22 protein-coding genes and 2 pseudogenes are annotated in these 25,627 nt (G+C 35.1%); 7 read left to right on the top strand and 17 right to left on the bottom strand.

Annotated elements, in window-relative coordinates:
* Positions 1–290: 290 nt before the first annotated feature.
* Both MTO68_RS03475 and MTO68_RS03470 read right to left on the bottom strand, forming a co-directional pair.
* Positions 291–683: pseudogene (locus MTO68_RS03475) on the bottom strand (transposase family protein); the annotation flags it as partial.
* A 37-nt stretch (positions 684–720) separates the two neighbouring features.
* Positions 721–1,125, bottom strand: coding sequence for a transposase family protein (locus MTO68_RS03470; protein ID WP_008942454.1), 405 nt, complete (start codon positions 1,123–1,125; stop codon positions 721–723).
* Between the two features lie 149 nt (positions 1,126–1,274).
* On the opposite strand from MTO68_RS03470, the gene MTO68_RS03465 reads away from it, so the two are divergent.
* The 4 genes from MTO68_RS03465 to MTO68_RS03450 all read left to right on the top strand — a co-directional run bounded on the left by MTO68_RS03465 (position 1,275) and on the right by MTO68_RS03450 (position 5,245).
* Positions 1,275–2,039 (top strand): DUF4184 family protein, encoded by a 765-nt coding sequence (locus MTO68_RS03465; protein WP_244015035.1) that lies wholly within the window; start codon positions 1,275–1,277, stop codon positions 2,037–2,039.
* Between the two features lie 190 nt (positions 2,040–2,229).
* Entirely contained in the window at positions 2,230–4,014 is a 1,785-nt protein-coding gene (aspS, locus tag MTO68_RS03460) for an aspartate--tRNA ligase (RefSeq protein ID WP_244015034.1), read from the top strand.
* 138 nt (positions 4,015–4,152) lie between these two features.
* Positions 4,153–4,371, top strand: coding sequence for a hypothetical protein (locus tag MTO68_RS03455; protein ID WP_004723114.1), 219 nt, complete (start codon positions 4,153–4,155; stop codon positions 4,369–4,371).
* A gap of 10 nt (positions 4,372–4,381) precedes the next feature.
* On the top strand, positions 4,382–5,245 hold the full coding sequence (locus tag MTO68_RS03450; protein ID WP_244015032.1) for a lysophospholipid acyltransferase family protein: 864 nt from the start codon (positions 4,382–4,384) through the stop codon (positions 5,243–5,245).
* Between the two features lie 450 nt (positions 5,246–5,695).
* Here the strand turns inward: MTO68_RS03450 and MTO68_RS03445 are convergent, their stop codons facing one another.
* From MTO68_RS03445 to MTO68_RS03415, 7 genes are all read right to left on the bottom strand, one after another.
* On the bottom strand, positions 5,696–6,490 hold the full coding sequence (locus MTO68_RS03445) for a glycosyltransferase family 25 protein (RefSeq protein ID WP_244015950.1): 795 nt from the start codon (positions 6,488–6,490) through the stop codon (positions 5,696–5,698).
* 96 nt (positions 6,491–6,586) lie between these two features.
* The gene (locus tag MTO68_RS03440; RefSeq protein ID WP_244015030.1) at positions 6,587–7,360 is read right to left on the bottom strand and encodes a glycosyltransferase family 25 protein; all 774 of its coding nucleotides are present in this window, start codon (positions 7,358–7,360) and stop codon (positions 6,587–6,589) included.
* 12 nt (positions 7,361–7,372) lie between these two features.
* Complete coding sequence (locus MTO68_RS03435) at positions 7,373–8,152, bottom strand: glycosyltransferase family 25 protein (RefSeq protein ID WP_244015028.1); 780 nt, start codon at positions 8,150–8,152, stop codon at positions 7,373–7,375.
* Positions 8,153–8,226: 74 nt separating this feature from the next.
* Entirely contained in the window at positions 8,227–9,141 is a 915-nt protein-coding gene (locus MTO68_RS03430; protein WP_244015026.1) for a capsular polysaccharide synthesis protein, read from the bottom strand.
* A 104-nt stretch (positions 9,142–9,245) separates the two neighbouring features.
* Positions 9,246–10,004, bottom strand: coding sequence for a glycosyltransferase family 25 protein (locus MTO68_RS03425; protein WP_209826839.1), 759 nt, complete (start codon positions 10,002–10,004; stop codon positions 9,246–9,248).
* A gap of 10 nt (positions 10,005–10,014) precedes the next feature.
* Positions 10,015–11,001 (bottom strand): Stealth CR1 domain-containing protein, encoded by a 987-nt coding sequence (locus tag MTO68_RS03420; protein WP_244015024.1) that lies wholly within the window; start codon positions 10,999–11,001, stop codon positions 10,015–10,017.
* Between the two features lie 30 nt (positions 11,002–11,031).
* Positions 11,032–11,799 carry a hypothetical protein gene (locus tag MTO68_RS03415; RefSeq protein ID WP_004723130.1) on the bottom strand — a complete coding sequence of 256 codons (768 nt, stop codon included), beginning with the start codon at positions 11,797–11,799 and terminating at the stop codon, positions 11,032–11,034.
* A 234-nt stretch (positions 11,800–12,033) separates the two neighbouring features.
* Between MTO68_RS03415 and MTO68_RS03410 the strand changes: the two genes are divergently transcribed.
* Together MTO68_RS03410 and MTO68_RS03405 are read left to right on the top strand one after the other, a co-directional pair.
* Positions 12,034–13,203, top strand: coding sequence for a nucleotide sugar dehydrogenase (locus tag MTO68_RS03410; protein ID WP_004723131.1), 1,170 nt, complete (start codon positions 12,034–12,036; stop codon positions 13,201–13,203).
* Positions 13,200–14,222 carry an NAD-dependent epimerase gene (locus MTO68_RS03405; protein ID WP_244015022.1) on the top strand — a complete coding sequence of 341 codons (1,023 nt, stop codon included), beginning with the start codon at positions 13,200–13,202 and terminating at the stop codon, positions 14,220–14,222. Before MTO68_RS03410 ends, MTO68_RS03405 begins: the two co-directional genes overlap by 4 nt.
* Before the next feature lie 125 nt (positions 14,223–14,347).
* On the opposite strand, the gene MTO68_RS03400 is transcribed toward MTO68_RS03405, so the two are convergent.
* From MTO68_RS03400 to MTO68_RS03385, 4 genes are all read right to left on the bottom strand, one after another.
* A complete protein-coding gene (locus tag MTO68_RS03400; protein ID WP_004723137.1) occupies positions 14,348–15,274 on the bottom strand; it encodes a branched-chain amino acid transaminase in 927 nt (308 codons plus the stop codon).
* 26 nt (positions 15,275–15,300) lie between these two features.
* Positions 15,301–18,051, bottom strand: a complete 2,751-nt coding sequence (gene glnE / locus MTO68_RS03395; protein WP_004819039.1) for a bifunctional [glutamate--ammonia ligase]-adenylyl-L-tyrosine phosphorylase/[glutamate--ammonia-ligase] adenylyltransferase — start codon at positions 18,049–18,051, stop codon at positions 15,301–15,303.
* Between the two features lie 138 nt (positions 18,052–18,189).
* Positions 18,190–19,467, bottom strand: coding sequence for a HAMP domain-containing sensor histidine kinase (locus MTO68_RS03390; RefSeq protein WP_004819037.1), 1,278 nt, complete (start codon positions 19,465–19,467; stop codon positions 18,190–18,192).
* Positions 19,468–19,919: 452 nt separating this feature from the next.
* The gene (locus tag MTO68_RS03385) at positions 19,920–20,900 is read right to left on the bottom strand and encodes an aspartyl/asparaginyl beta-hydroxylase domain-containing protein (RefSeq protein WP_244015020.1); all 981 of its coding nucleotides are present in this window, start codon (positions 20,898–20,900) and stop codon (positions 19,920–19,922) included.
* Positions 20,901–21,377: 477 nt separating this feature from the next.
* On the opposite strand from MTO68_RS03385, the pseudogene MTO68_RS03380 reads away from it, so the two are divergent.
* Positions 21,378–21,557 (top strand): annotated as a pseudogene (locus MTO68_RS03380) (TraR/DksA C4-type zinc finger protein); the annotation flags it as partial.
* A 301-nt stretch (positions 21,558–21,858) separates the two neighbouring features.
* Here the strand turns inward: MTO68_RS03380 and MTO68_RS03375 are convergent.
* The 4 genes from MTO68_RS03375 to MTO68_RS03360 form a co-directional block, all read right to left on the bottom strand.
* On the bottom strand, positions 21,859–22,551 hold the full coding sequence (locus tag MTO68_RS03375; RefSeq protein WP_244015018.1) for a hypothetical protein: 693 nt from the start codon (positions 22,549–22,551) through the stop codon (positions 21,859–21,861).
* A 29-nt stretch (positions 22,552–22,580) separates the two neighbouring features.
* On the bottom strand, positions 22,581–22,793 hold the full coding sequence (locus MTO68_RS03370; RefSeq protein ID WP_244015016.1) for a hypothetical protein: 213 nt from the start codon (positions 22,791–22,793) through the stop codon (positions 22,581–22,583).
* Positions 22,787–23,980: a P-loop NTPase fold protein gene (locus tag MTO68_RS03365; RefSeq protein WP_244015014.1), complete on the bottom strand. Its 1,194-nt coding sequence runs from the start codon at positions 23,978–23,980 to the stop codon at positions 22,787–22,789. Before MTO68_RS03365 ends, MTO68_RS03370 begins: the two co-directional genes overlap by 7 nt.
* Positions 23,981–24,057: 77 nt before the next feature.
* Positions 24,058–25,140, bottom strand: a complete 1,083-nt coding sequence (locus MTO68_RS03360) for a hypothetical protein (protein WP_244015012.1) — start codon at positions 25,138–25,140, stop codon at positions 24,058–24,060.
* Between the last annotated feature and the right edge of the window lie 487 nt (positions 25,141–25,627).

Raw genomic sequence — 25,627 nt, 5'->3', positions numbered from 1 at the left:
AAATGCAATCAGATAAAAATTTGGTTTTATAACTTCCCCTTTAATCCCAAAATAGGTAAAAAGTAAAATTAAAACAATTGAAATATTCCAATGCCGAAAATTATCATTAAAAATATAATGCGTAAATACAATAACAAAAAGGATAGATATTAAAAAAATAAATTTATTATTTTTTATCATCAAAGAATAACTTTCAAACATTGACACTTTAGATCTACTCAATTTTTTGTAATATTCTACTTTGAAATTACATTTAATTCATTAGACTTCCTTCATAAATCATTTTTCAATCAATTTAATTGTTTATCTTTCACCCAATCTAAATTGTATATGCCAGCAAGTAAATTAAACCGCAGGTTTAATCTTTTACGACGATTTCTATATACACAAGATAAAATCTTAAAACATTTCATCCTTCCAAATACATGCTCTACTTGAATTCGTCTACGACCAATCTCTCTATTTAACTTTTTTAATTCAGAATCTAATTTTTCAGTTTTCTTTGCTTTAGATGGCATGAGGCATCCAAAACCCAATTTTTTTATCCCTAAATACCCCTTATCAACGATAAAAAAGGGCTTAAATTTTAATTTCCTCATACTTTTTTTAAATATTTTAAAATCATGCATGCTTCCATGACTTCCACATACACTCAGTATTTCACCTGTTGTATAGTGCATAGATAGCTGAAATTTAAAGGTATGTCGCTTTTTTTTACCGCTATACCATTTCTTCTGTTTTTTTTGGACGTTGAACTAATATTTCAGTTGCATCAATCACAACAACTTCCCAATCCACTTCATCTCGATTAGGAAGTTGTTTTGGCAAGTTAAATTTTCCAGAACGGATTAAGGTATCTTCAATAACACGTGTGATACGAATTGCACTCGTTTCAGATACACCGTAACTCATACCAAGATGGAAAAATGTTCGATATTCTCTCCAATATTCTATACATAAGAGCAAGCGATCTTCCAACGGTAATTTATGCGGTCGTCCTTTACCAATATGACGAGGTAAATGCTTATTTAGCTCGGCCAACATGAGGTTAAATGTAGCCCAACTAACACCGGTAAGCCTACGAAACTTAACGTCTGATAATTTTTGAATATCTTTGAATTTCATCCAAGGATTATCCCTTGAATTAAATAATTTTGCTGATTAATTTAAGATCAAATAAATTGTACGTTTTTTGATTTATGACGGAAGTCTATTGATGTAAACAACAAATTAACGAATAATTTCCTAATATAAGTTTTAATAACCTATTTTCAATGCCCTTTACACTTTCACATGCTGTTTTAGCGCCACCTTTGTCCAAACTTTCAGGAAATCGCTTGCCGATTGCAGCACTCGCGATTGGCACAATGACGCCAGATTTGTATAGAGTATTGGTTAAAACTGAAATTTATTTAAATCATCAATTTAAAGGAATTATCTATCCAGATTTATTGGTGGGATTACTGTTCTGCTTACTTTGGTATAGCTTATATCGCCCATTATTATTTAAGTTTTTAGGCATTCAAAAACCATTAAACATTGCTTCTTTTTCAACTTTTTTTCAATTTCTAATTTGGATGGTATTGGCGATTATCTTAGGTACAGCAACCCATATTATTTGGGATGGTTTAACCCATTTAGATTTTCGAACTTTCGCTTTTAAAGAATTTTTAGCGCAACCCGTCAGTATGTTTGATCGTATTTATCCGATGCATAAAGTTCTACAAATCGGCTGCTCTGCTGCGGCTTTACCGTTTTTAATGTGGATGGGTTTACATTACTTTTTTAAATATAGAGCCCGTCAAATACGCAATCTTAAAGTAAATTTTTTCTGTATAAGCTTATTTGTAAGCTCATTTTTTAGTGGCTGCTTATATTATGTGTATGTTGCCAAAAGTATAGGCGTCGTTCCACAAGACACTGATCTATATGTGCTGATTGGCTTGTTTATGAAATTTTTTACCCAAGGTTCAATCCTTTGTTTCACTTTAGGTTGTCTATTGTTTCATTATTTAAATTATAAAAAATATTTTGAATGATGCTCTATTTGCCGTTTCAGTCACTGAAACTTTATCAAAATCAGCTTAAATTTATTCGGCAACATGCTAGTTTTTGCCCCAAGTCCTTGTGACTCACCGCTCAAAGAGGCATAATCTCACATTACATTTTTAGGCGATGCGCTGTTTACGTACTCGCTTCCTTAACCCATATAGTTGGATTTTTAACGCTATGATGCGAACTCATTATTGCGGTTCTTTAACCGAAGCTCAAATTGACCAGACTGTAACGCTTTGCGGCTGGGTACATCGTCGCCGTGACCACGGTGGGGTGATTTTCCTTGATATGCGTGATCGTGATGGTCTCGTTCAAGTCGTCATCGATCCAGATACCCCAGAAGCATTTGCAACTGCGGATAAAGCACGTTCAGAATATGTATTAAAAATTGTAGGACGTGTACGTCGTCGCTATGAAGGCACCGAAAATGCCAATATGGTGAGTGGTCAAATCGAAGTTTTAGGTAAAGAAATCGAAGTTCTTGCTGCATCTGAAACTCCACCATTCCCATTGAATGATGAAAATGCCAATATTTCTGAAGAAATCCGTCTGAAATATCGTTTCCTCGATATTCGTCGCCCAGAAATGATTGATCGCTTACGTTTCCGTTCTAAAGTAACCACGTTAATTCGTAACTACTTAGATGAACATGGCTTCTTGGATGTTGAAACACCAATCTTGACACGTGCAACACCTGAAGGCGCGCGTGACTATTTAGTACCTAGCCGTGTTTCAAATGGTAGCTTTTATGCACTTCCGCAATCACCACAACTATTTAAACAATTGTTGATGGTTGGTGGTGTAGACCGTTATTACCAAATCGCAAAATGTTTCCGTGATGAAGATTTACGTGCAGATCGTCAACCAGAATTTACTCAAATCGACATCGAAACATCGTTCTTAAACGATGACGATATTATGGATTTGATGGAAGGCATGACCGTTAAGATGTTCAATGAACTTCTTGGCGTAAAATTCGACAAATTCCAACGCATGACTTATGCAGATGCTATGCGTGATTATGCATCTGACAAACCAGACTTACGTATCCCTTTGAAACTTGTAGACGTTGCTGACATGATGCAGGACGTTGAGTTCAAAGTATTTGCCGGCCCAGCAAAAGATCCTAAAGGCCGTATTGTTGCACTTCGTGTACCAGGAGCAGGTTCACTGCCACGTAGCCAAATTGATGAATACACTAAATTCGTTGGAATTTATGGCGCGAAAGGCTTGGCTTATATTAAAGTCAATGAACTTGAAAAAGGTATCGAAGGTCTTCAATCACCTATCGTTAAATTCATCGAACCAATCGTGCTTGATTTGTTAAAGCGTGTTGGTGCTGAAAATGGCGACATCGTATTCTTTGGTGCCGATAAAGCCAAAGTTGTAAATGATGCAATGGGTGCTTTACGTATCAAGATCGGTCACGACATGAACATGTCAACAACCGAGTGGGCGCCACTTTGGGTTGTTGATTTCCCAATGTTTGAAGAAACTGATGATGGTAAATGGACCTCTGTTCACCACCCATTCACACTGCCAAAATCAAGTGTTGAAGAAGTGAAAAGCAATCCAGGTTCAGCACTTTCTGTTGCTTACGATATGGTATTGAATGGTACTGAAATCGGTGGTGGCTCATTGCGTATCTATACTTTAGAAATGCAAAAAGCGATTTTTGAAGCTTTAGGTATTGGCGAAGAAGAAGCTGAAGAAAAATTCAGTTTCTTATTAAATGCTTTAAAATTCGGTGCGCCTCCTCATGGTGGTTTAGCATTCGGTTTAGACCGTTTAGTGATGTTGATGACAGGTTCATCATCTATTCGTGACGTGATTGCTTTCCCGAAAACTAAAACGGCTGAGTGTCCATTAACTCAAGCACCTGCGCCAGTTGAACCAAATCAATTGCGTGACTTGGGTATTCGTTTACGCGAAAAACCGAAAGCTGAAGAAGCTAAATAATTTTTAGCTATTTCATCGAAAACCCTGCGCTATGCAGGGTTTTCTGTTTTGCGTATGTATTTTATTTCGATAGGTTCTAATTGAGATAAGTTCTCATAAATGGCATACTATCGCTGTTAACTTTTGAGGTGAAAACCTATGGCTATGCGACCTAATGTACTTCGTCATACAATTATTATCATTGTATTTTCAGTGGTTCAATGGGGATTTATGCGTTATATCCTAAGCCATCAGTTGTTTAATTTAGATACTTATCAACGTATTTTATATTTCAGCATGAGCAGTTTTATTGCTGGTTTCTTTATTATTTCAGCACTGATTTACTTGGTGTTGAAAGGCAATGCTGACCGCGACTAATATTCATTAAATGTATAAGCTACTTAAAACTTTCTCTCGATTACCTCTAGGTATGATACAAAGTATTGCTAGAGGTGTCGGGAATTTATTGTTTATGAGTAATTCTTCAGCAAAACGCACCACTGAATTGAATTTAACTGCGGCATATCCTGAGCTTGATGAACAACAACGTAATCAACTGATTAAAGCCAGTTTAAAAAGTCAATGTATGACTTATGCAGAGTCAATTAAAATTTGGGGATCTCCTCCAGAGTTCGCCTTAGCACAAATTAAACAGGTCTATAATGCTGAGATTTTTCTCAATGCATTAAAGAATCCCAATGGTAGTATTAGTGTGGTCCCTCATTTTGGGGCGTGGGAACTCATGAATGCCTGGATCAATCAACATACTCATCCCGTTATCATGTATAAGCCGAGTCGAAATAAAGACTTAGATCAGTTTATGCTAGAGTCTCGCCAACGCTTAAATGCAACATTGGTACCTACTGATGATACTGGTGTACGTGCCTTATTTAAACATTTAAAACAAGGTGGATTTACCGCTATACTTCCTGACCATATTCCCAAAGAGTCTGGCGGTATTTATTCTGAGTTTTATGGGCAAAAAGCATTTTCTTCAACTTTGCTTTCAAAGCTTGCTGCAAAAACCCAATGTTCAGTCGTGGGTTTGACTTGTGTCCGTCGCCCTGATTTCTCAGGTTTTGATATACATTTTACGGCACTATCTCAAGATATTAATTCTAAAGATTTACAGCTTTCTGTCGATACCTTGAACAAAGAAATGGAGCGAATGATTAACATCGCTCCTGAACAGTATTTATGGGGTTATAAACGATTTAGGAAGTTAGATGGTGGCAGGAATTTGTATAAATAGTCTAAAATTAAATCAATACATCATACTAATGACGCAATGTATTTATTTTTACAATCATCAATGCAACTAGCACTTCAAAATATGCTTTAAATCCTAAATTTTTACTTGCACCCAGATTATGGTCTGGTAAAAATGCTGCACAGTCTTGTTTTAAAGAAAAGCTAACACTGACGAATACAGACCGTTATTATAAAAATAAATCTTACAACAACATTAAAGCTTGATTGTTAAATTATCTGTTTTCAATCAACTTACACCGACTCATTAACTAAAAGTGAAAATCAGTGGCATTTAACTTTTAATCTTGTAAAGAAAATATTGTAGCTTAAACAGGAGTTAAGATCGTTCGTTCAATAGATCTAAAAATATCCAAGACGCTTTCTCTTTTCCTCAACAGTTCTAGACAAACACTAATACCTAGCGATTTTGATGCAACAGTGAAAATTAAATTCATTTAAATTTTATAGATCGATATGCCGATAATTTGAAAATTTGATGAAATAATCGTAAAACTTCTCTCTGAATTTTACTAAGTATAGTCATTGCTTCTTTCTGCCGATGTTGCTCAATCCTGTCAGATTCGTGGCGAATAGCACGCTCATTCTCTAAATGACTCGGAAAATTATCATATTTTTTATGTAAATAAAAATCTTGAACACAAATTGCTGGCACCATTTGATAAGCTTTATACTTTGCATATTTTACATGACAACCGAATAATATGTGATCGACTGGAACTAACTCAGGCATATTACGAATAGATGCCAGAAAATATTCTGCTGCTTCTCTTGATAAGATATAACCTGCTCCGCCGAGATGCTTCGCTTTAAGTTGATATAGTGCCCTATCATTGATTATCGCATTTGGAAAAAATGAGAGATCCACTTTTTTATCAAAAGCTTCTAATTTTATAAGATGTACATTTTTAGGAATCCATGAAAAATCATCAATAAAATTTTGTAGATTTTCTCCAAAATGTACATCATCTTCAAAAATTGCCATATATTCTAAATCTTGTTCGACAATTTTTTTCCATAGTAATACGTGACTTAAAAGGCAAGCCACCTCGCCCTGTGTTAAAAGACCTGTCCGTGTTAGTTCAATACCTACACTTTTCGCATTTTCTATAATCGTTGCAGGTGTAACTGCATCAAAAAAACTAAATGATACTAAGTGCTTTTCAAACTCTGAATAAATATGCTGTCTTCTATCAAGAGCAGAATCTAAACTAATAACAAAATTCACTACAAAAACAATCTCTACGAACACAAAAAATTGATTATATAACAATTAAGCGATCATAAAACCACAAGACTACTTATTTAATTGATTTTAAATAAATTAATCTTTAGAGCTTCTGGTAAATTCGAGTTTGGTTTTAAACGGAAGGTCGGCAAGTTGAATAAAAACCCGACTGACTTCTCTTAAAATTTTTTGCAGTCCTTTCGGCTTAGATACAACTTGGTCTCGCCATTGGAGGCTTGTCGTAAATTTTTGCTCATTGGGATTGAGTATATAATCTTGAATACATAATGCAGGTACTAATTGGTAAACACCTGAGTTTCGTTCAGAAATATATTTTCTGAAGATCATTTGATCGACATGGTCAAAAACGTCTTGTTTTTTTAAGTATTCAACAAGCTCCATCGCGCCATTGTAAGATAAAATATAACCTGCAGCACCAAGATGGGCTTTTCTCAATCTTCTTAAAAAAAAGTTCTTATTATTAAAAAGCTTTGTTCTATCTAAGTCTAAAAATACTTTGTCATAAGCTTTTTCAGTTTTCACAATATCATGACTTAACCAGTTTGCATCTTTTAAAAACAGTTCAGCATCTTGGCTAAGATGAATATCATCTTCAAAAATTGCGATTGCTGGGATTTTTTCGTCGATTGCTTTTTGCCAAAGTGAAACATGACTCAATAAACACGCCAATTCATTTTGGCTTAACTCATTTTTACAAAGCGTCAAATTAATTTTTTCCGCTTGAGTTGCAATTGAATGCGGCTCAATAGCGTCAAAAAAAGAAAAAGGAATATCTTTCTCTTCAAATTGCTCTCGAATATGGGCTCTACGGTCTTCTGCTGACTTTAAACTAATAACAAAACTTTTCATAAATTACTCTATTTATTTAAAACCTACCGACTTAAAAAATAGGATACATTTTAGCTGATGCAATATACGATAGAATTCTAAAACAACTTTATCTATCCCCTTCTTTTTATTGTATTTTCTTCTCGTCAAACGCTCTTTATATAAATGACTGGCAAACTTAACGCTATCTTTGCATGAATACAGGGTTACATCTTGAATACATAACGCAGGTTTCATTTGATAAATAGAGAAAATATTTTCCGTAATCACGCATTCAAACATTAAGTGATCTAATGCGATTAACTTATCTAATGTTTGAATGTAGCCCAACAATGTTTTTGCACCATCTAAAGACAATATATAGCCAGCTGTACCTAGATTTTTACTCTTTAATTGAAAAATAGCTCTATTATTATGATCATTAAAAGCCTTCACTTTTTTGCCTAATGCAATTCTATGTGTAAATTCCTCTAATTTAATAAGATGCCAACTTGGATCTATCCATTGGCTATCAGAAAGGAATTCATTAATATCTTCACCTAAATAAATATCGTCTTCAAATATCGCCATATACGGGGTATTGTCATCAACCATTTTCTTCCATAAATAGGCATGACTCATAAAGCAAGCAACTTCACCTTTTGTTAGAACTTGCTCATCAATGTTTAAATGCAGCGCTTGTGCGAAAATAGCAGCAGGTTCTGGAGTTAAAGCATCAAAAAAATCAAAATCTACATTTTTTTTACCAAACTCACTCAATATATGTTGTCTACGTTCAAGTGCTGTCGATAGGCTAATAACGATTTTTTTCATAGGGGTGTGACTATAAGCAATAACTCCATTTTACTATTTTTTTGTCGTGCTAGCATCCTTACTTACATACTTTGCTAAGAAATATCGAGAAAACTACCTTCGAAATACATTTTCTTTGAAAAATAATGACTGAGTGTTTTTCGTTCCTTCCCTGCCAATTTTAACAATTTAGGCGCTTCGGCAGGCGGATAATTAATAGCAAAATCAATCAAAATCTTTTCTTTTACCCACTGATTTTTCACTTGATAAAAAAAAGCATTTTCATCGCAATCAATCAAAGTAATACTTGGGAAAGATTTTCTAAGTATTTTTTGGCAAGCAACATAGGCCACTAAATATTCTAAATTACCAATTCTTTGAAAAATATCTTTGCTGTTTTCTTGGGTATTTCGAATATTTTCTACATAACGTTCAGGTGTTTGTTGAATTGCTAAATATAATTCATCATACCAATATTTAAAAAAAACATTATTTTTAACAGTTGCCAACAACCAATTTTCCAATACTGGATAATCGATCTGCGTGGTATTTTTTTTACGATAATAAGAAAAACATTCCGTCTGATTCTTTTGCATCAATTCAGAAATCCAGTCTAGATTTTCATAGACAATAATACTGGCATCTAACCAAATCCCGCCATGCCGATATAACAGATCAAATCTGAGTAAATCAGCCTTTTGTTGAGGTGTCGCCCCCTTCAATAAAGAAAAATCAATATCGCTGTACTCACTTACATTTTCAGGATTAAGTACATACACTTGATAAGATGGATTTTTTGCTTGAGTATTTTGAATACACTTTTCAACAAACTCAGGAAAATCACCTTCCCAATACATCCATATCTTTTTAGGTAATTCAATGGGTGTAGCAACAGGATTAAAAATCAGTTGTCCTGCATAGTTATCAATTTTTTGATTGGTATGTCTAATTTTGTAATAGTACATCATATGAAATTTAGCTAAATAAAATAATTTTTTAAAAATTTTCATATAAAAAATCCAATATTTTTTACAAAAAAGCAGAACCAATAAAATTTAAACTATACAGTATTTAAAATATTCATTACGTCATTTACTAGAACATCTTTGTACACTTAAAAATAAAGATGTTTAAATGCATACATCCGATCACGCCACATACGTTTTTGCTTCTTAAAACCATAAGAATGGTCACGATTTTCTTTCTCTTTACGAGATATTCCTTGTGTTGCAACTGTACCTAAAATATCACTATCCAAACCTGCTGGGCGAACAAAAGCAGGCCAAACACCTAATCCTTTTCCATTCTTACTCAGCCAAGTTTGAAAAAAGATATCAACAGGCATGGCAATTGTTTTGCCTTGTGCAATAAACGCTTCAGCACCTTTACGTGACCAGATTAAACCCAAACCACGAATAGGAAAATAATAAGCATGCCACAATGAATAGTCACCTAACTGAGTAATATCTTTGGCTAACTTTTTCTTCTTTGCCGCTAAATTCACCAAATACCAATCTAGCGCCTGATGGCGATCTAAATAAGCTAAAACTTGATCCATAGATTGTTTGAAATCAGCTGTAATTTTCATATCATCTTCTAAGACAACAAGATAATCCGCATCACTTGCTAAAAATTTCTGAGCGCAGCCATAATGACTGAGATAACAGCCCAGTTCTGAATTGAGTAAACGTCTTCCTAAAGTTTGCTGCGTTAACGCATCATCATAATCCTGAAAAGATGACAATTCTTTGCCACGGCCATCATAAGCAGAAAAACGCTCAAACTCCCAGTTTACCGCCTGTAGCTGTTCTGTTGCGCGAGCAAGCCGCTCATCACTACCATCTAAATTGATCAGATATGTTTTAACTTTCATGATTGGCTTCCTACGATAAAACTTTAGCTGAAATCACTGATTTAGGTAAATAGTCATATAATTTATCGATCATTTTACGACGTACCTGTGCAGCATTCTCAGAATTCAGTTGATCTAAACTTTGGATACAACCATATTTAATATTGTCTTGATTCAATGCTTCTACGAACTCAGTTAAACTTTCAGCATTCTTCAAATAAGCCAAAGCTAAATCAGGCTTTAAAACAGCTTCATTTTTTTGAATCTTTAAATGATTCATCAATGAAATCGGATTTAGTTGTTCGACACTTCTAAATTTATATTTAATCTGTGTTTCCAATAGGTCTGGATGATGCAATAAGTATTCACTTAAAATTTTACGATCGACACAGTGTGGATAATGATGGATTTCAAAAAATTCTTTAAATCCTAAAATATCAGCACCCAGCATTTGTGCGATCACATGACCAGGTTGAATCGGTTTATTAAAATTACGATTTAAAAATTGACGGTATTTCAGCTTGGTCTTGTAACTAAAACAACTTTTCCAGTGCCCATAGGTGACGATTTTATTGCTCTCAAGAAAATCTTCAATTTGAGCGGGTGAATTAAAAAAGAAGTCATCATTTAAGTAGATGAAGTAATCTGAAAGCCCGTTGATATTCCATAACATGCTTTCAATTGACCGAGTGTTAAACGTAGGTAGAAATTGCGTATAACCAGCAAAAATCTCACGATGATCAACGACACGAATTTTATTTGCATCACAAAGACCTTGCGCTACAAATTCATTTAAAAACTCAGGCTGCTGATTATCTGTAACAATGAAAATATGACGGCAAAAAGGCACATACTTCAATATAGATGCAATGTTGTAATAGATCTCATCATTACTGGCAAAACGTGTATCGCTCACAGCATCTGAGGCATCACCACCAGTGAGATATTGCTGACGTTTACGTTTTAACTCAACATCATTGCCATCGACCCAAGCAATCACGATATCAAGGTTTTGCATCTATATTGTTCTCAAATCATCTAAATAAAATTATTGCCAAGCGTCTTTAATCCAGTCTGAAGGCAACACATAGCGGTACCATTTACCCCCACCTCCAGTCACGGCATCAGGTGGATTAATTTCCCCATGGAAAATAATAATTTTGGCATCTTGTGGCTTAACTGGTGGCTTGAAATAAGCAAGCGGTAACTTTTGCAAACAATGGTATTTATAACTCTTACACCAATCTTTTGGCCAGTAGCTGAGTTTTTGCTGCTGATCGACATACCAAGACAAATATTCTTGTTCATTTCGAAATTTATGACTAATTTCTTTAAAGTTTTCACGAAAATAAGGCAAGATGTCAGGAAAAGTACCCAACTTAAAACGATAAACTGAACTATTGCCAGTCACACGCCAAGGACGTTTCCAGTCGTGAATAATGAGGAATTCACCCGGATAGCTAAAGAAGTCATCAATGTTGTCTACAATGACCACATCAAGATCTAAAAATAACAAATTACCTTTTAAACCATATAAATCAGGTTCAAAAGTCGATAACTTATTCCATCCACGTTCAGGACTTCCTTCAGGCAATGCTAACGGCGGAATTGGAAAGCATTGAACCTCTGGATTAATACCTTCTGTACGGTCAGTCAAACAGACCATTTGGAAATCAATTGTGGTATGTCGTTTGACCATGTTATATAGGCGATTGACATAATCAGCACCATATTTGCTGCCCCACTTCATACACAAAACGATATTCTGTTCTGATTCAACTAAATTCGACTGTAAATTTGATTCATTGACCTGCATGCATCAATCTTCCACCTGAGCAATCCCCATATCATACCATTACCATCGCCAAGTTACTGTATTCGATTGCATATGCTGAACAATTTGTTTCATGAGAATATGCTATGATGCGCTAACAATTTACATTGAGCACAGTCATTTTAATTGTTCGATATTTTATTGAGCAATCTTTAAATGAAATCTCAGTGAAATTGAATACAACTTTTGCAAGCACATTTTCTATATTAGGTTTTTATGAAAATAGCAGTCGCTGGAACAGGTTACGTTGGCTTATCCAATTCAATGATATTTGCACAACATCATGAAGTTGTTGCAGTAGATATTTTAGAATCTAAGGTTAACTTGCTCAACAATAAAATATCGCCCATTCAAGATGCGGATATTTCATTATTTTTAAAAGAAAAATCATTAAATTTTACAGCCACGACAGATTATCAAGCAGCTTATCGCAATGCAGATTTTGTGATTATTGCAACACCAACGGATTACGACACCAAAACCAATTATTTTAATACGCAAAGTGTCGAAAGCGTGGTTCAGCAAGTCTTAGAGGTCAACCCCAATGCAGTGATGGTGATTAAATCAACTGTCCCTGTCGGCTTCACCAAGAGCTTAAAAGAAAAATTCCACACTGAAAATATTATCTTTTCTCCAGAATTTTTACGTGAAGGAAAGGCATTGCATGACAATTTGTACCCTTCCCGAATTATTGTTGGGGAAAAATCTGATCGCGCTAAACTGTTTGCTGACTTATTGATCGAAGGCGCCATCAAAAAGGATAGCCCTGTTTTATTTACCGACGCAACTGAAGCTGAAGCAATTAAGTTATTTGCCAATACCTATCTCGCTATGCGCGTTGCCTATTTCAATGAACTGGATACCTATGCGCAAATTTTTGGCTTAGATACTCATCAAATTATTGATGGTGTTTGTCTAGATCAACGTATTGGTAATCACTATAACAATCCGTCATTTGGTTATGGTGGCTATTGCCTACCGAAAGACACCAAACAACTTTTAGCTAACTATAATCACGTTCCAAGTAATTTGATTCAAGCCATTGTTGACTCAAACAGTACGCGTAAAGACTTTATCGCAGACTCGGTGATCGCACGTAACCCCAATAAAGTTGGTATTTATCGCCTAGTGATGAAAAGTGGTTCAGATAATTTTAGAGCGTCAGCAATCCAAGGTGTGATGAAACGCATCAAAGCCAAGGGAATTGAAGTGATTGTCTATGAACCAACGTTACAAGAAGATGAGTTCTTTAAATCCAAAGTCGTCAATGATTTAGAACAATTTAAACAGCAAAGTGATGTGATTATTGCTAATCGAGTTTCTAATGACTTAAGTGATGTATTAGATAAAGTCTATACACGAGATATTTTCGGAGCAGATGAATGAAAGTCCTCGTCACAGGTGCAGCAGGTTTTATTGGCTTCAATGTTGCAAAAAAACTTTTAGAACGTGGTGATGATGTTGTCGGCTTTGACAATATGAATGATTACTATGACCCCACCTTAAAACAAGCCCGATTAGCAGTTCTCAAAGATACGGCGGCACAAACCCAGCAAACGTTCACTTTTATTCATGCCAATCTTGCTGATAAAGCAATCGTTGATCAATGTTTTCAAGATCATCAATTTGATCGGGTGATTCATTTGGCTGCACAAGCTGGTGTCCGTTACTCATTAGAAAATCCATTGAGCTATGTCGAAAGTAATTTAATTGGCTTTACCAATATTATTGAAGCATGCCGTTATGCCAAAACGCCACATTTAACCTATGCCAGTACCAGTAGTGTTTATGGTGCGAATACCACCATGCCATTTAGTGAAAAACATGGTGTTAACCATCCTGTACAGTTCTATGCGGCAACCAAACGTGCCAATGAACTCATGGCGCACAGTTATAGCCATCTCTTCAATTTACCAACAACAGGCTTACGCTTTTTTACTGTCTATGGTCCTTGGGGCCGTCCAGACATGGCTTTGTTTAAGTTCACCAAGAACATTATTGAAAACAAGTCTATTCCTGTGTTCAATCACGGCAACCATACCCGTGACTTCACTTTTATTTCAGATATTGTGGAAGGTGTGATTCGTTCAAGTGATCAAATTGCACAACCTGATCCAAACTGGGACAGCAAAAACCCTGATCCATCGACCAGTTATGCGCCTTTCCGTATTTTCAATATCGGCAATAACAATCCAGTAAAATTGATTGAATATATTCATGCCATTGAAAAAGCTTTAGGCAAAGAAGCAATTTTAGAATTACTTCCATTACAACCGGGCGATGTGCCGGATACTTTTGCGGATAGCAGTGCTTTAGAACAGATGGTCGGATACAAACCATCGGTATCTGTTGATGATGGTGTTAAGCAATTCGTAGATTGGTATCGAGATTTTTATCAGGTTTAATCAATAGTATTGTTCAGTTTAAAGCTTAATTTTAGCATTTGAATTTTTCTTTCAATTGTTTCAATACTCAAATCTAAGCACAAAAAAAGGATTCCTCTAGGAATCCTTTTTTAGCATTCAGCCACTTATTTTACATAAGTCAGCCAATGTGCATATTTTGGATCTTTACCTTGAACAGCATCAAAGAATGCTTTCTGAATCTTCTCAGTAATCGGACCACGTGCACCTGAACCAATTTCACGATCATCATATTCACGGATCGGCGTTACTTCAGCAGCAGTCCCAGTAAAGAATGCTTCATCACCAATATAGAATTCATCACGGGTAATACGACGTTCAACAACTTCAATACCCATATCTTTCGCAATGGTGATAATCGTTTGACGCGTAATCCCATCCAATGCACCGCCAGCAATATCTGGTGTATGTAATACACCATCTTTGACTAAGAATACATTTTCACCTGAACCTTGGCATACATACCCTTGAGGATCCATAAGCATTGCTTCATCATAACCAGAATGTGCCACTTCTTGGTGTGCAAGAATAGACAAAGTATAGTTACCTGAAGCCTTGGCTTTACACATGGTCACGTTAGGGTGATGGTGGGTAAATGATGAGGTTTTAACACGAATACCTTTCGCCATTGCTTCATCGCCAAGGTAAGCACCCCAGCTCCATGCAGCAACTGTCGCATGAATGGTATTATCAGTTGCAGCGATACCTAATTTTTCCGAACCAATGAAAATAATTGGGCGTAAATAGCATGACGCCAATTTATTTTCACGGACAACATCAATTTGAGCTTGTTCAAGAGTTGCTTGATCAAATGGAACTTTCATTTGATAAATTTTTGCAGAATTTAACAAACGTTTTGTATGGTCTTGGAGACGGAAAATCGCAGTACCGTTAGGTGTTTCATAAGCACGGACACCCTCAAAAACACCCATACTATAATGTAATGTATGAGTTAAGACGTGAATTTTAGCTTCACGCCAATCAACCATTTGTCCATCTTGCCAAATAAAACCATCACGATCAGCCAAATTCATGGCGCACACTCCAAATTTTTACACAATTATTCACTTTCCAAAGCGAAACTCGCTGTTGGATCAATTAATCTTTGCCATAACTTGCAAACGACCTCTCGGGTATCGTGCCAATCCGCAGCACTCACTTGCATATTATGATTTGCAAGTGCCAAACGGTGGCTCTCGGCGCGTTCACTGAGATAAGCTTGAATCAATGCGGATACATCGTCGCTGGATAAGCAACCTGCCTTTGCGGCATCTTCAAGGATTCGTACGTTGTCGGAATAATGGGCGAGATCAGGATTCGTCCCACTCCAGGCTAATACGACATACTGTGCCATAAATTCGATGTCAACGATACCACCTGCATCCTGTTTTAGATGAAAAATTCCATCTTTTTTCTGATCTTTTGAAGAACCCAAATGATCTTTCATCTTCTGGCGCATGTTCAAGACTTCTTTGCGAACCGTTTCCTCTTCTCTTGGTAATGTGAGAACCCTGCAACGCAATTCTTCAAATTTTGCTCTTAGGCTTTGCTCACCTGCGATTGAGCGTGCGCGAACAATTGCTTGATGTTCCCACAACCAGGCACTTTTGAGTTGGTACTGTTCAAATGCTTTTAAACTGGTGACCAATAAGCCTGCTTCACCAGATGGGCGCAAACGGGTATCAATTTCATAGACTCGACCATCTAAAGTTTGTGTGGTCATCAGAGACATAAATTTTTGCGCAACACGCATGGCAAATTCAAAACCGCTTATGGCCTTTTGACCATCGGTATCTGCTTGCTCATCCATATAATGAATAAAAACCAGATCGAGGTCTGAACCATAGCCCAGTTCAATGCCGCCTACTTTGCCATAACCAATCACAGCATAGGCCATGTGGTCTAATGAACAGCGTAAGCCTTCTGCGTCGACAGGATAACCATGACGCTTGGCAACCGTCTGATAAGCCAAATTTAATGTCGCGATCACAGAAACTTCTGCAATATCCGTTAAAGCATCCGAAACTTTCATCAACGGGCTTTCTGCTAGTACATCGCTTGCGGCAACCGTCAGCACATTAGATTTTTTAAATAAGCGCAATACGCGCATTTGATCTTCAACTTGATCGATTTCAATACGCAGTAATTGTTGGCGTAGTGAGTCTTCCAAATAATCTCGTCGAGGCAGTTCAAAATCCATGGATAAAAACTCATCCAGCAGAACTGGATAATGTGTCAATTCCTCACAAATCCATGGACTGACTGTCGCCATTTTGACCAAACGTTGCAGCGCCCCTTTGCTTTCAATCAGCATCACCAAATACACAGTACGGCGCATTACAGATTCGACCAGCGGCATCAATCGCATTAAAGCCACTTGCGGGCTATTCGACTGTAAAACTGCCTCAACCAAATGCGGCCAAAATTCTTTTAAACGCTGTACAGCTTTAGCAGGCAGTTTCTTGATTGCATGACCATACCAAAACTCATGAATCAGATTTTGTGCATTACTGTCTAAGATCTCATTGAGTTGGCTTTCCAGCTGACTAAAACTTTCAATCGGAGAATCTAGCCCTTTTTCTTTAATCAAATGCTCAAATTGAAAAGTCACTTTGCTGCGCTTTTGGTTGAGAAAATTAATAAAAGCATCCCAATCATCAAAACCCAAGGTATCAATTATTCGCTGACGAAGTTCAGGCTCTGTCGGTAAAGATTGTGTTTGCTGGTCATTCAAAGCTTGAATAGCATGCTCTACACGTCGTAAGAATAGATAGGCATCTTCAAGATCCTCAACAGATTGATGATCGAGTAAGCCTGCCTCACCCAAATGTTTTAGGCTAACAAGGCATTGGCGGTCTTGTAATTCTAATTTTGCTCCGCCATAAATCAGCTGAAAAACCTGCACAATAAATTCAACTTCACGAATACCACCAGCGCCCAGCTTAATATCATCTGCAATGTTACGCCGAGCCACCTCTCGTTCAATCATGGCTTTCATTTCACGCATGGCTTCAAAAGCGGTGTAATCTACATATTTACGAAAAACGAATGGGCGGGTCATGTCCAATAAACTATCACCGTCTTGTCCACCCGTGATAATACGTGCCTTAATCCATGCATAACGTTCCCACTCACGCCCATGCTGACTTAAATATTTTTCTAAAGCCACATGACTTATTGCCAGTGCTGAACCATCCCCCCAAGGACGTAAACGCATATCCACACGAAATACAAAACCATCTGCGGTAATATGATCCAATAAATAGATCAGTTTTTGCCCCCACAAAATGCAAAATTGCTGTACATCAATACACTTACGCCCATTGCTTTCACCTTGTTCATCAAAGGCAAAAATCAGGTCAATATCACTAGATAAGTTCAGCTCTTGTGCGCCAAGCTTGCCCATCCCAATGACGATCAAATCTTGAATCTTACCGTTATACCCCATCGGTTCGCCATGTTTTGCCAGCAAAGGAATTCGGGCAAAATCTTTTGCTGCAACGATACAGGCATCTGCAAAATCAGACAGTTCTTGTGTCAACTTCACCACATTGGTGAGTTGGTTGGCATCTTGCCAAATCCAGCGAAACATTAAGCGTGCACGAAGAATACGTAAGACTTTCATCCACGTATTTTCATCTTGTATATTGACTAAATGATCGTAAACGAGTTGTTGAATTTGTGCAGTACTGAGCGATTGTTGAAATTGATCAATTGCATAATCATGTTCTAAAGTGGCTTGATGTAGACTTAATACTTGTTCTGCATACTGACTTGCATGTAATGTTTTTTGCAATTGCTCAATGTTCATTGAAAAGCCTGTACTTATGTTTTATCAAGTTATTTATAGCAGTTTGCTTTACATTTAGGGAGGTTTTTGTACTTTTCTTAAAAAACAAAGCTTAAAAAACCACCAGTCACAATCAAGCTAAATTATTCAAATATAGAATTATGAAATTTTTATTTTATCTTGCTTGATTTCAGGACAAACTAAAGTTTGATGGGTATTTTTTGCAGCGGGTAACGCAACAATAAAAGTCGTTCCCTCTCCTGTTTTAGAGCTTACAGAAATTTTTCCATGATTGAGATCCACAAACCGTTTACATAGAACCAGTCCTAATCCTGTTCCTCGTTCGCCAATGGTGCCTTTTATACTGGCTTTGATCTGTGGTTCAAACAGTTGTTCAATTTGCGACTGCGTCATTCCCAAACCAGTATCATGAATAATAATTTCTATATTTTTCCCTACTGGGTGCGCAACAATGGAAACTTTTCCAGAACCATCAGTACGGGTAAATTTCAAGGCATTTGAAACCAGATTTTGAATTACCGAGGTCACCATATTCATATCTGCAAAAACGCTTAAATCCTCAGCGACATTTTCAATCAGTTGTATATTTTTATTTACCGCCAAAGGCTTAAGCACATCGTAAACGATCTTTGTGGTCTGTTTTAATTTAAAATTAATCGGATGATAAACAAAGCGCCCACCTTCTGCCATCGCCCAATTGAGCAAGTTTTCAAGTAGAGAATAAGTTGATTGCAAGGTATCATGCAGATAATCTGCAATATCCTGTATACCATCATCAGTTAATGTTTCTCGTTCGTTTGCTAAAACATCCGAAAAGCCAATTAACCCATGAAACGGCGCACGTAAATCATGTGCAATGACTTGGAAAAACTTGGTCTTACTAAAATTTAAAGCGCGTTCTTGTTCATATAACTCATAATAATCTTGAGATTCAGATTTACGCGCTAAAATCGTCACCAAACCTGAGCTAAGTTCTTCTAATAAAGCCTGCTGCTTAGTTGTAAATCTTGTATCTTTATCATCATAAAAATAAACATGTGCAATAGAATCATCATCTTCTAGCTTAAAGTCATAGCACAATAAGCGTTGGTGTTTTATTCCAATTTCAGCCATATATTGTGAGAATTTTTCATAATTTTTATGGGTTTCTGAAACGATGAGCTGATTGCCAAAATACGGCGATAAACTCAATTTATGCGGAACTGACGCAGCTTTGAAATCACCATTTTCATTTGCAACCCAAATATAAGGCTCATTATGAAAAGTAAAAAAAGCATTTTCGACATTGAGAACGGCACGCGCTACACGTAAATAGCGTTCAATTTTATTATTTGAGGTATAGACCCCTAAAATCAGCGATAGTCGACAAGCACTGAGCTGTTCGGTCTGATGAGCTTCTAAGAATTCTAATTTCATGTTTACCTCATTTGCACTTTCAGTTAACACGTTAGTTATTTAAATCGCCCACTTTTAAATATCAATTTCTTCCAAATACATCAAAACTTAAGACAGAATGCAAAATACAGCCTTGGAAGAGCACTTACAAATGTTCACATAAAACAATATAACAGCAATACAACCAAATAAAAACAATGGGGTGAAAGTTTCGATAAATTTCACATTTTTTTCAACATAAGTAGTCAGTTACAGCTTTATATATTTTTATGATTTAAATAGAAAAAACGAAGCGTTTTATAAAGACCAATACTTTAAAACATGGTGATCAAATTCATGAATCAGATATCAACCTATTGGCGTCTATAGACAAGCTTAGTGATGTAGAAGTCGCTCTAAAAAGACAAAATAGTAAAATTCGGCATCAACCAGAGCAAGGATATCCCTTAAATGAGTGAGAAAATACGTTATTTTTAATTCATTAAAAAGAGCATTTCAATTAAATAAACCACACCATACAAGAGCATAAAAATCAGAGATAGCAGCGTTAAATTTAAAATGAATTTGAGTATTTTATACGTCTTGAAATGCTTTTCACGGAATTGTATTGAATACTGTCTAAATGGCGCAAAAAATTTAAAAATCGCACTATACACCCCTCTTTTATCTTCAGGCGTGTTTGGAACAACGGTTCCTTTAACAAGAATACGATAAGCACTGTTAAAAATTCGTCCGAATAGGTTCATCGGACGATCAACATCACACATCAGAATCAAACGCGCTGAATTTGCTGTGTTATATGCAAAATGTGGGTAGGTTTCATCAAAGACAAAATCTTTACCATCAAACCAAGTACGGGTTTGCCCATCAATATTAATTTGGCAATTTTCAGCGTTAGGTGTCAGCAAACCGAGATGATACCTAAAACTACTACCGATAGGATCTGCGTGTAAGCTCAGTTCAGAACCTGCTGGTAACAGTGAAAACATGGCACCGCGAATAGCAGGGACTTGATTAAGTAATGCCAATGTCTTGGGACATAATCTTTGCGCGGAAACATGGGTTGTTCCATACCATTTTAAGTAAAATTTACTCCAACCACGCTTGTAAAAAGTGCGAAAACCAACATCATAATAACCGTCTGCTCCAGGTGTCTTGATCACTTCAAACACACCTGATGACTCCAATGCTATAGCCTCATCTCTAATAATTGTCCAATTGGCTCTAAGCACTTCAATATTTTCCAAAAAATCAGCATCTAATATTGGCTTTTTTGCAAAGCTACGTGTCGTCATATAAAGAACACAATTAAATGGTGCAAATATAGGCCAGCTTTTTCTTAAATATTGTGAGAGTGAGTCATAACGTGCTTTTCCTCGCCAACGGTATACATAAGTCATGGCTGCTATCGAATACACGATTAAACCAATGATGATCATAATACTTAGATTCATTATAATTTTACTCCGATTATGATTTCTGTATCTCCATGGTGTGTCCTTGATTTTCCTTAAATAAAACCAATCTTCTTTACTGGATAAGCCGTACTGAGATCATTTAGTTATTTTTCAAAATAGCGGGAAAAATAAAATATTTTCAAATTATTTAAAATACTTTTAACTATATCTAATTAATTTTCCTATAGGCAAGAAATATGTACACCTTTGGTTAAGTTTTAAATGATTGAAATTAAAAATATTAACTGTCATTGTTAAGTGATCAGGTGCTATTTATCGCATACTGATATTTATTATAAAAATGCGTCATTAAAGAGGGACCGGTGGAACACTCACAATCAGAATGTGAAAAATATGGCAATCACATTCCACCTGAGCATCAAAGCGGTACAGTTTTCACCTTAACTTATACCAAAAACAGTAGTTATACATGATCAACAAGCGAGGAATGACAGTGGTAGACATACTTGATAAGCACAACAAAGACAACTAGAACAGGTCCATGTTACGCCAAGAGACTACACCATACCATCACTATCAGAGTGTGAAGAATGTGGTAATGACATTCCACCAGAACGTCAAAAATATGGTGCAGTAACCTTATGTATTGCTTGTCAAACTAATCATGAAAACAACAAGAGGACTTATCGATGATTTACGGATTTATTGCAATTGATATTCTTATCATTATTTCTTTACTCATTCTCTGCATGATGTTGGATTATCAAAGCACACGTTTGATGAGTGAAATAAAGCTTCTGAAACATCCAAGTATAGATATTAAAACGAATTCTCATGGACAATTACATTTAAATCAGCAAATACATAAGGATCAAAATTAATGTGGATTTTTCCTTTTATTGTTGGCGTATTAGTTGGTTTGATTACGAGCGCAGCTGGGTTCCTTTATTTAATTGGCTGAAGAGAAATCTGCTTAGGTAGCTTTAATAATTTATTAAAGCTCTCTTTTTTTTAATCCAACAAACAACTTAGCTTGAAATGGCCAAATTAAAAAACTGAATAGCCAAGCAAAAAACAAGGTTATAAAAACAATAAAAATATAAAAAATGATACCTACCCACAATCCTTTCTGAAAAACTTCAGTTCCTATAAAGCCATATAGCAGCCAAACTGCAAGACTTACATAGCCAGCTAGCCAGAAAGCTGCTGGAATATAAATTACATACCATTTATTTATACAGCTTTTCAATTCATACGAATCATTAATTTCTTTTACTAAAAAAGGAGTAATGTTGGGCGAATATAACCTACAAGCTCGTTTATTATCTTGTCGTGAAAACATGTACTTTAAAGTGTGTAAATTGTTTAAATTAGAATTAAAATAATTATTAAGAAGTGCTATCTCTTTCAAAATAAAAGAGAGATTGTAGTACGGGTGTTTTTTAGCATCACTCTCTTTAATTTTTTCTAATTTCATTAATTCATCAAGTGCCTTGATTTCATGTTCTATAGGGTTCGGTTTTTTAAATATTTTACTAATCAAACTTAGAAGACCTGACTTTTCCAGCACCGTCATCGTCATAGTTAATAAAAGTAAAGTTGAAAATATAATTATAACTATTGATTTAATATCTTCAGAAAAACCAAAATCCGTCAAAATCTTATTAAATTCATCCACCTGACTCATAAAACCACCACATCAATAATATAAAATTTTTATTCAATAAATTCAGCAATCATAAATATATAATCATACCAAGCTTTAATCAAATCTTTTGAATGATTTATATTAATAAAATTTGGGAAGTAGCTACTTAAATCAACAAGTTTATAACTGCTTTGTACATGCCTTATATCCAAATCAATTCTTTTTAAATAATCACTTAATCCTGTATTTTTAATTTTCTTATTAAGCAAAAAATCTAACAAACTTGCATACTCCCCCCACAACTTAATTTTTCTTCATATTCACTATAGTCATTAGAATATAAGTTAACCAATCTAGTATTTAAATTACTTCTAAATGCATTAAAATTAATATTTTTAACTCCATCTATCTCAAAATCCATAAGAACTAAAAATAAAAAAACACTTTGATTTTCATTAAATTCATTTCGAAACAAAAAAGAATACTTATTGATTACCCTAACTAATTCTCTTGGATTAGGTTTATATACTTTGCACAACTCCTTTACACAATAAACATTAGCATCGCTTCCAAAACTTACCCCCATTTTATCAATAAAATTATCAATGGCAAGCTCATAATCGACTTTCATATTTATATTGTGTTTTAGAATAATAGTTGCATCAATAAATTTATCTAAATAATTATTTTCAGATTTAAACCCATAATAAGAATTAATAGATTCTTCCAATTGAGATTTATTCATAGCCAAAACAAATACAAATTTAGGAACATCAAAAAAATGCTTAATTCTTTCAATTAAGCGAATTGAAAATTCAGGTTTACATCTATCCAATTCATCAACAACAAAAATTATAGGCTTGTCTTGATTTTGAGTAATTTGATTTAAACATTTTTTAAAATATTCAACAGTTTGTTTTTCTTTTTCATAATTTTCAACTTGTGCAGTTAAATGCTCTTCCAATTGTTGATTTAAAATAGTACCTAGATGTTCACTAAAATCGCCAGAATTTTTCAAATCATTGATGAATTCATTTACTTGTTGAGCAAAATAACCACCACCAGCAAGTGTGGATATTGCAGTAAATAGAAGCATTGGTGCTTGAGGTAAAAAATTTCGCCAAACATTACCAATATGTTTTTTCAAAATATCTATTATTTCTTCATCGGCATCTAAATGATTTACTATTTCCATCGAAATTGTTAGAAATGGATCATCTATATAATCTTGAGTAAAAGCATTCAAATAAATAACTTTATATCCATGATCCTGAAGTTGCTTTTTCCAATGGTTCACGAACCAAGACTTACCAGCACCCCATTCTGCATCAATGGCAATCGTTGCTCCCGCTTGTAAGCGAGAAACATATCCTTCGAGTGAATCTGCAAGAGCTTTTCTTCCTAAAAAATCACCTTCAAAAGCATTTTCAATAATATCTGTACTATCACTTATTTTTTTGATTGACAATTTGATCACCATTATTTATAAAAATTATGAAACTTAAAATAGATTTAGCATTTGACTCATAAGAGAATTTCCTAAATCTATTGCTTCAAATTTTTAATTGCTTCAGTAGTCGCCTTTACCATTTCTGTTGTACTTTTCATCTGATCAGAAATCAGATTACTCATATCTTTATGTGCAGCACCATCAATCTCACGACCAAAGTATTTAAGAGCAAGCTCCTTACGAACACTTGATGCTTCTTCAATATTTATACTTTCCATAAAACTTGGATAAGCTTGAAGCTCAAGTTGAGTCTGATAATTTTGATCTGCAAGACGCTGGTAATGGGAGGATTGTTTTAGAAAATAGGTAATGAGTGTTACACCTGCAATTAAACTCGTAATTTTAACAGACCAAAAAATAGCTGACTTTGCATAAGTTGGTTCATTGATAATATTATTAAGGTAATCACTGTCCCAAAAAATCAAAGAGATTAGAATAACAAGACCTAATAATATAAGGAAAACTGAACGATTTATCCATTCATATTTTCTATACTTTTTTACAGCCTTATCATAAATATCTTCAGTTTTAGCATTTTCTGAAATTGCTCTACTTTTTCTAAAATCTTCTACTTCTTTTTCTAATGATAATTTTGCTTTTTTCAAACCTTCAACTAATTCATTATTACTTAATAACAGTACTTTATTAGCATCATTCTTGAGATTAGAATTAAGTCTTAACAAATATTCTAACGAATAACGCAAATGGTCAACTTTCTGAACCATACGGTCAAAATATTGATTAAATGTTAGTGAGTTAGGATCATAGCCTATATGAGAAATATTATTATTTTTTAAATTTGCTTTTAATGCAGAATCAAAAGCTTGAAAATCATTTTCAATTTCCTTAAATCTTTCAACAAATATATCTAATATCCAATCGCTCTCAAGAGAGTGGAATTCTCTTGTTACATAATTGAATATTGTTTCAATACCCGCCCTCATAGAAGTTATACTTTCTATATTTATTAACTCTCCGTCTTGCATATTTTCATAATCAAATAGTTCATGATTTTTAATATTATCAATTCGCTGAGTTATCTTTTTAAATTTCTCATTAAATTCTTTATTTCTTTTCTCTGCTTTTTTTAAATCTTCATTATCTATAACTTCACTCACACTAAACACCACCCGAAAAATTATTATAAAGTATTGATGTGCTAATAATATCTAAGATACTCTAATTTGACTAGGGCAAAATCTCTAGTCAGGCGTGAGAACCTGAAATATTTTGAACGAAGACGCAAAAAGTCCGTCTATGGGCTATTTTTTTGCGTAAAATTCAGCTTTGCTGCTCTTTGGCAGGCTGGACAGGGCAGTTTTAGGACTGGCCGCTTCTTCGTTCGCGGTATTCTCACCCCTGTTCAGTCTGTCACCATTACCGTGAGAAGTGATGGTTTCAGGTTTAAATAAAACTTGAACGAGGAAAAGCAAATGAAAACATTAGCTTCTAAGCACACTTGTACTCAAAAAAATGTAAAAGAACATACCCAGATCTACAACATTCAGGCGTATACCCTTCGCTAACGTTCAATCAAACGCAAGCAACTTCTCAAAAATCTACGTGACACTGCAGTATTTTTTATTACTGTTCTGTTGACCCTGT

Origin of the sequence: Acinetobacter sp. NyZ410, assembly GCF_022828975.1 — a bacterium.
GTDB classification, from domain to species: Bacteria; Pseudomonadota; Gammaproteobacteria; order Pseudomonadales; family Moraxellaceae; genus Acinetobacter; species Acinetobacter guillouiae.
The sequence above is the reverse complement of the archived record's forward strand: the minus strand, read 5'-3'. Positions and strand labels throughout refer to the sequence as shown.

Bases quoted from the DNA above. Each gene is read 5' to 3' on its own strand.
- MTO68_RS03470 (WP_008942454.1), bottom strand. From the start codon at position 1,125: ATGAAATTCAAAGATATTCAAAAATTATCAGACGTTAAGTTTCGTAGG.
- MTO68_RS03465 (WP_244015035.1), top strand. From the start codon at position 1,275: ATGCCCTTTACACTTTCACATGCTGTTTTAGCGCCACCTTTGTCCAAA.
- aspS (WP_244015034.1), top strand. From the start codon at position 2,230: ATGATGCGAACTCATTATTGCGGTTCTTTAACCGAAGCTCAAATTGAC.
- MTO68_RS03455 (WP_004723114.1), top strand. From the start codon at position 4,153: ATGGCTATGCGACCTAATGTACTTCGTCATACAATTATTATCATTGTA.
- MTO68_RS03450 (WP_244015032.1), top strand. From the start codon at position 4,382: ATGTATAAGCTACTTAAAACTTTCTCTCGATTACCTCTAGGTATGATA.
- MTO68_RS03440 (WP_244015030.1), bottom strand. From the start codon at position 7,360: ATGAAAAGTTTTGTTATTAGTTTAAAGTCAGCAGAAGACCGTAGAGCC.
- MTO68_RS03435 (WP_244015028.1), bottom strand. From the start codon at position 8,152: ATGAAAAAAATCGTTATTAGCCTATCGACAGCACTTGAACGTAGACAA.
- MTO68_RS03430 (WP_244015026.1), bottom strand. From the start codon at position 9,141: ATGAAAATTTTTAAAAAATTATTTTATTTAGCTAAATTTCATATGATG.
- MTO68_RS03425 (WP_209826839.1), bottom strand. From the start codon at position 10,004: ATGAAAGTTAAAACATATCTGATCAATTTAGATGGTAGTGATGAGCGG.
- MTO68_RS03420 (WP_244015024.1), bottom strand. From the start codon at position 11,001: ATGCAAAACCTTGATATCGTGATTGCTTGGGTCGATGGCAATGATGTT.
- MTO68_RS03415 (WP_004723130.1), bottom strand. From the start codon at position 11,799: ATGCAGGTCAATGAATCAAATTTACAGTCGAATTTAGTTGAATCAGAA.
- MTO68_RS03410 (WP_004723131.1), top strand. From the start codon at position 12,034: ATGAAAATAGCAGTCGCTGGAACAGGTTACGTTGGCTTATCCAATTCA.
- MTO68_RS03405 (WP_244015022.1), top strand. From the start codon at position 13,200: ATGAAAGTCCTCGTCACAGGTGCAGCAGGTTTTATTGGCTTCAATGTT.
- MTO68_RS03400 (WP_004723137.1), bottom strand. From the start codon at position 15,274: ATGAATTTGGCTGATCGTGATGGTTTTATTTGGCAAGATGGACAAATG.
- glnE (WP_004819039.1), bottom strand. From the start codon at position 18,051: ATGAACATTGAGCAATTGCAAAAAACATTACATGCAAGTCAGTATGCA.
- MTO68_RS03390 (WP_004819037.1), bottom strand. From the start codon at position 19,467: ATGAAATTAGAATTCTTAGAAGCTCATCAGACCGAACAGCTCAGTGCT.
- MTO68_RS03385 (WP_244015020.1), bottom strand. From the start codon at position 20,900: ATGAATCTAAGTATTATGATCATCATTGGTTTAATCGTGTATTCGATA.
- MTO68_RS03375 (WP_244015018.1), bottom strand. From the start codon at position 22,551: ATGAGTCAGGTGGATGAATTTAATAAGATTTTGACGGATTTTGGTTTT.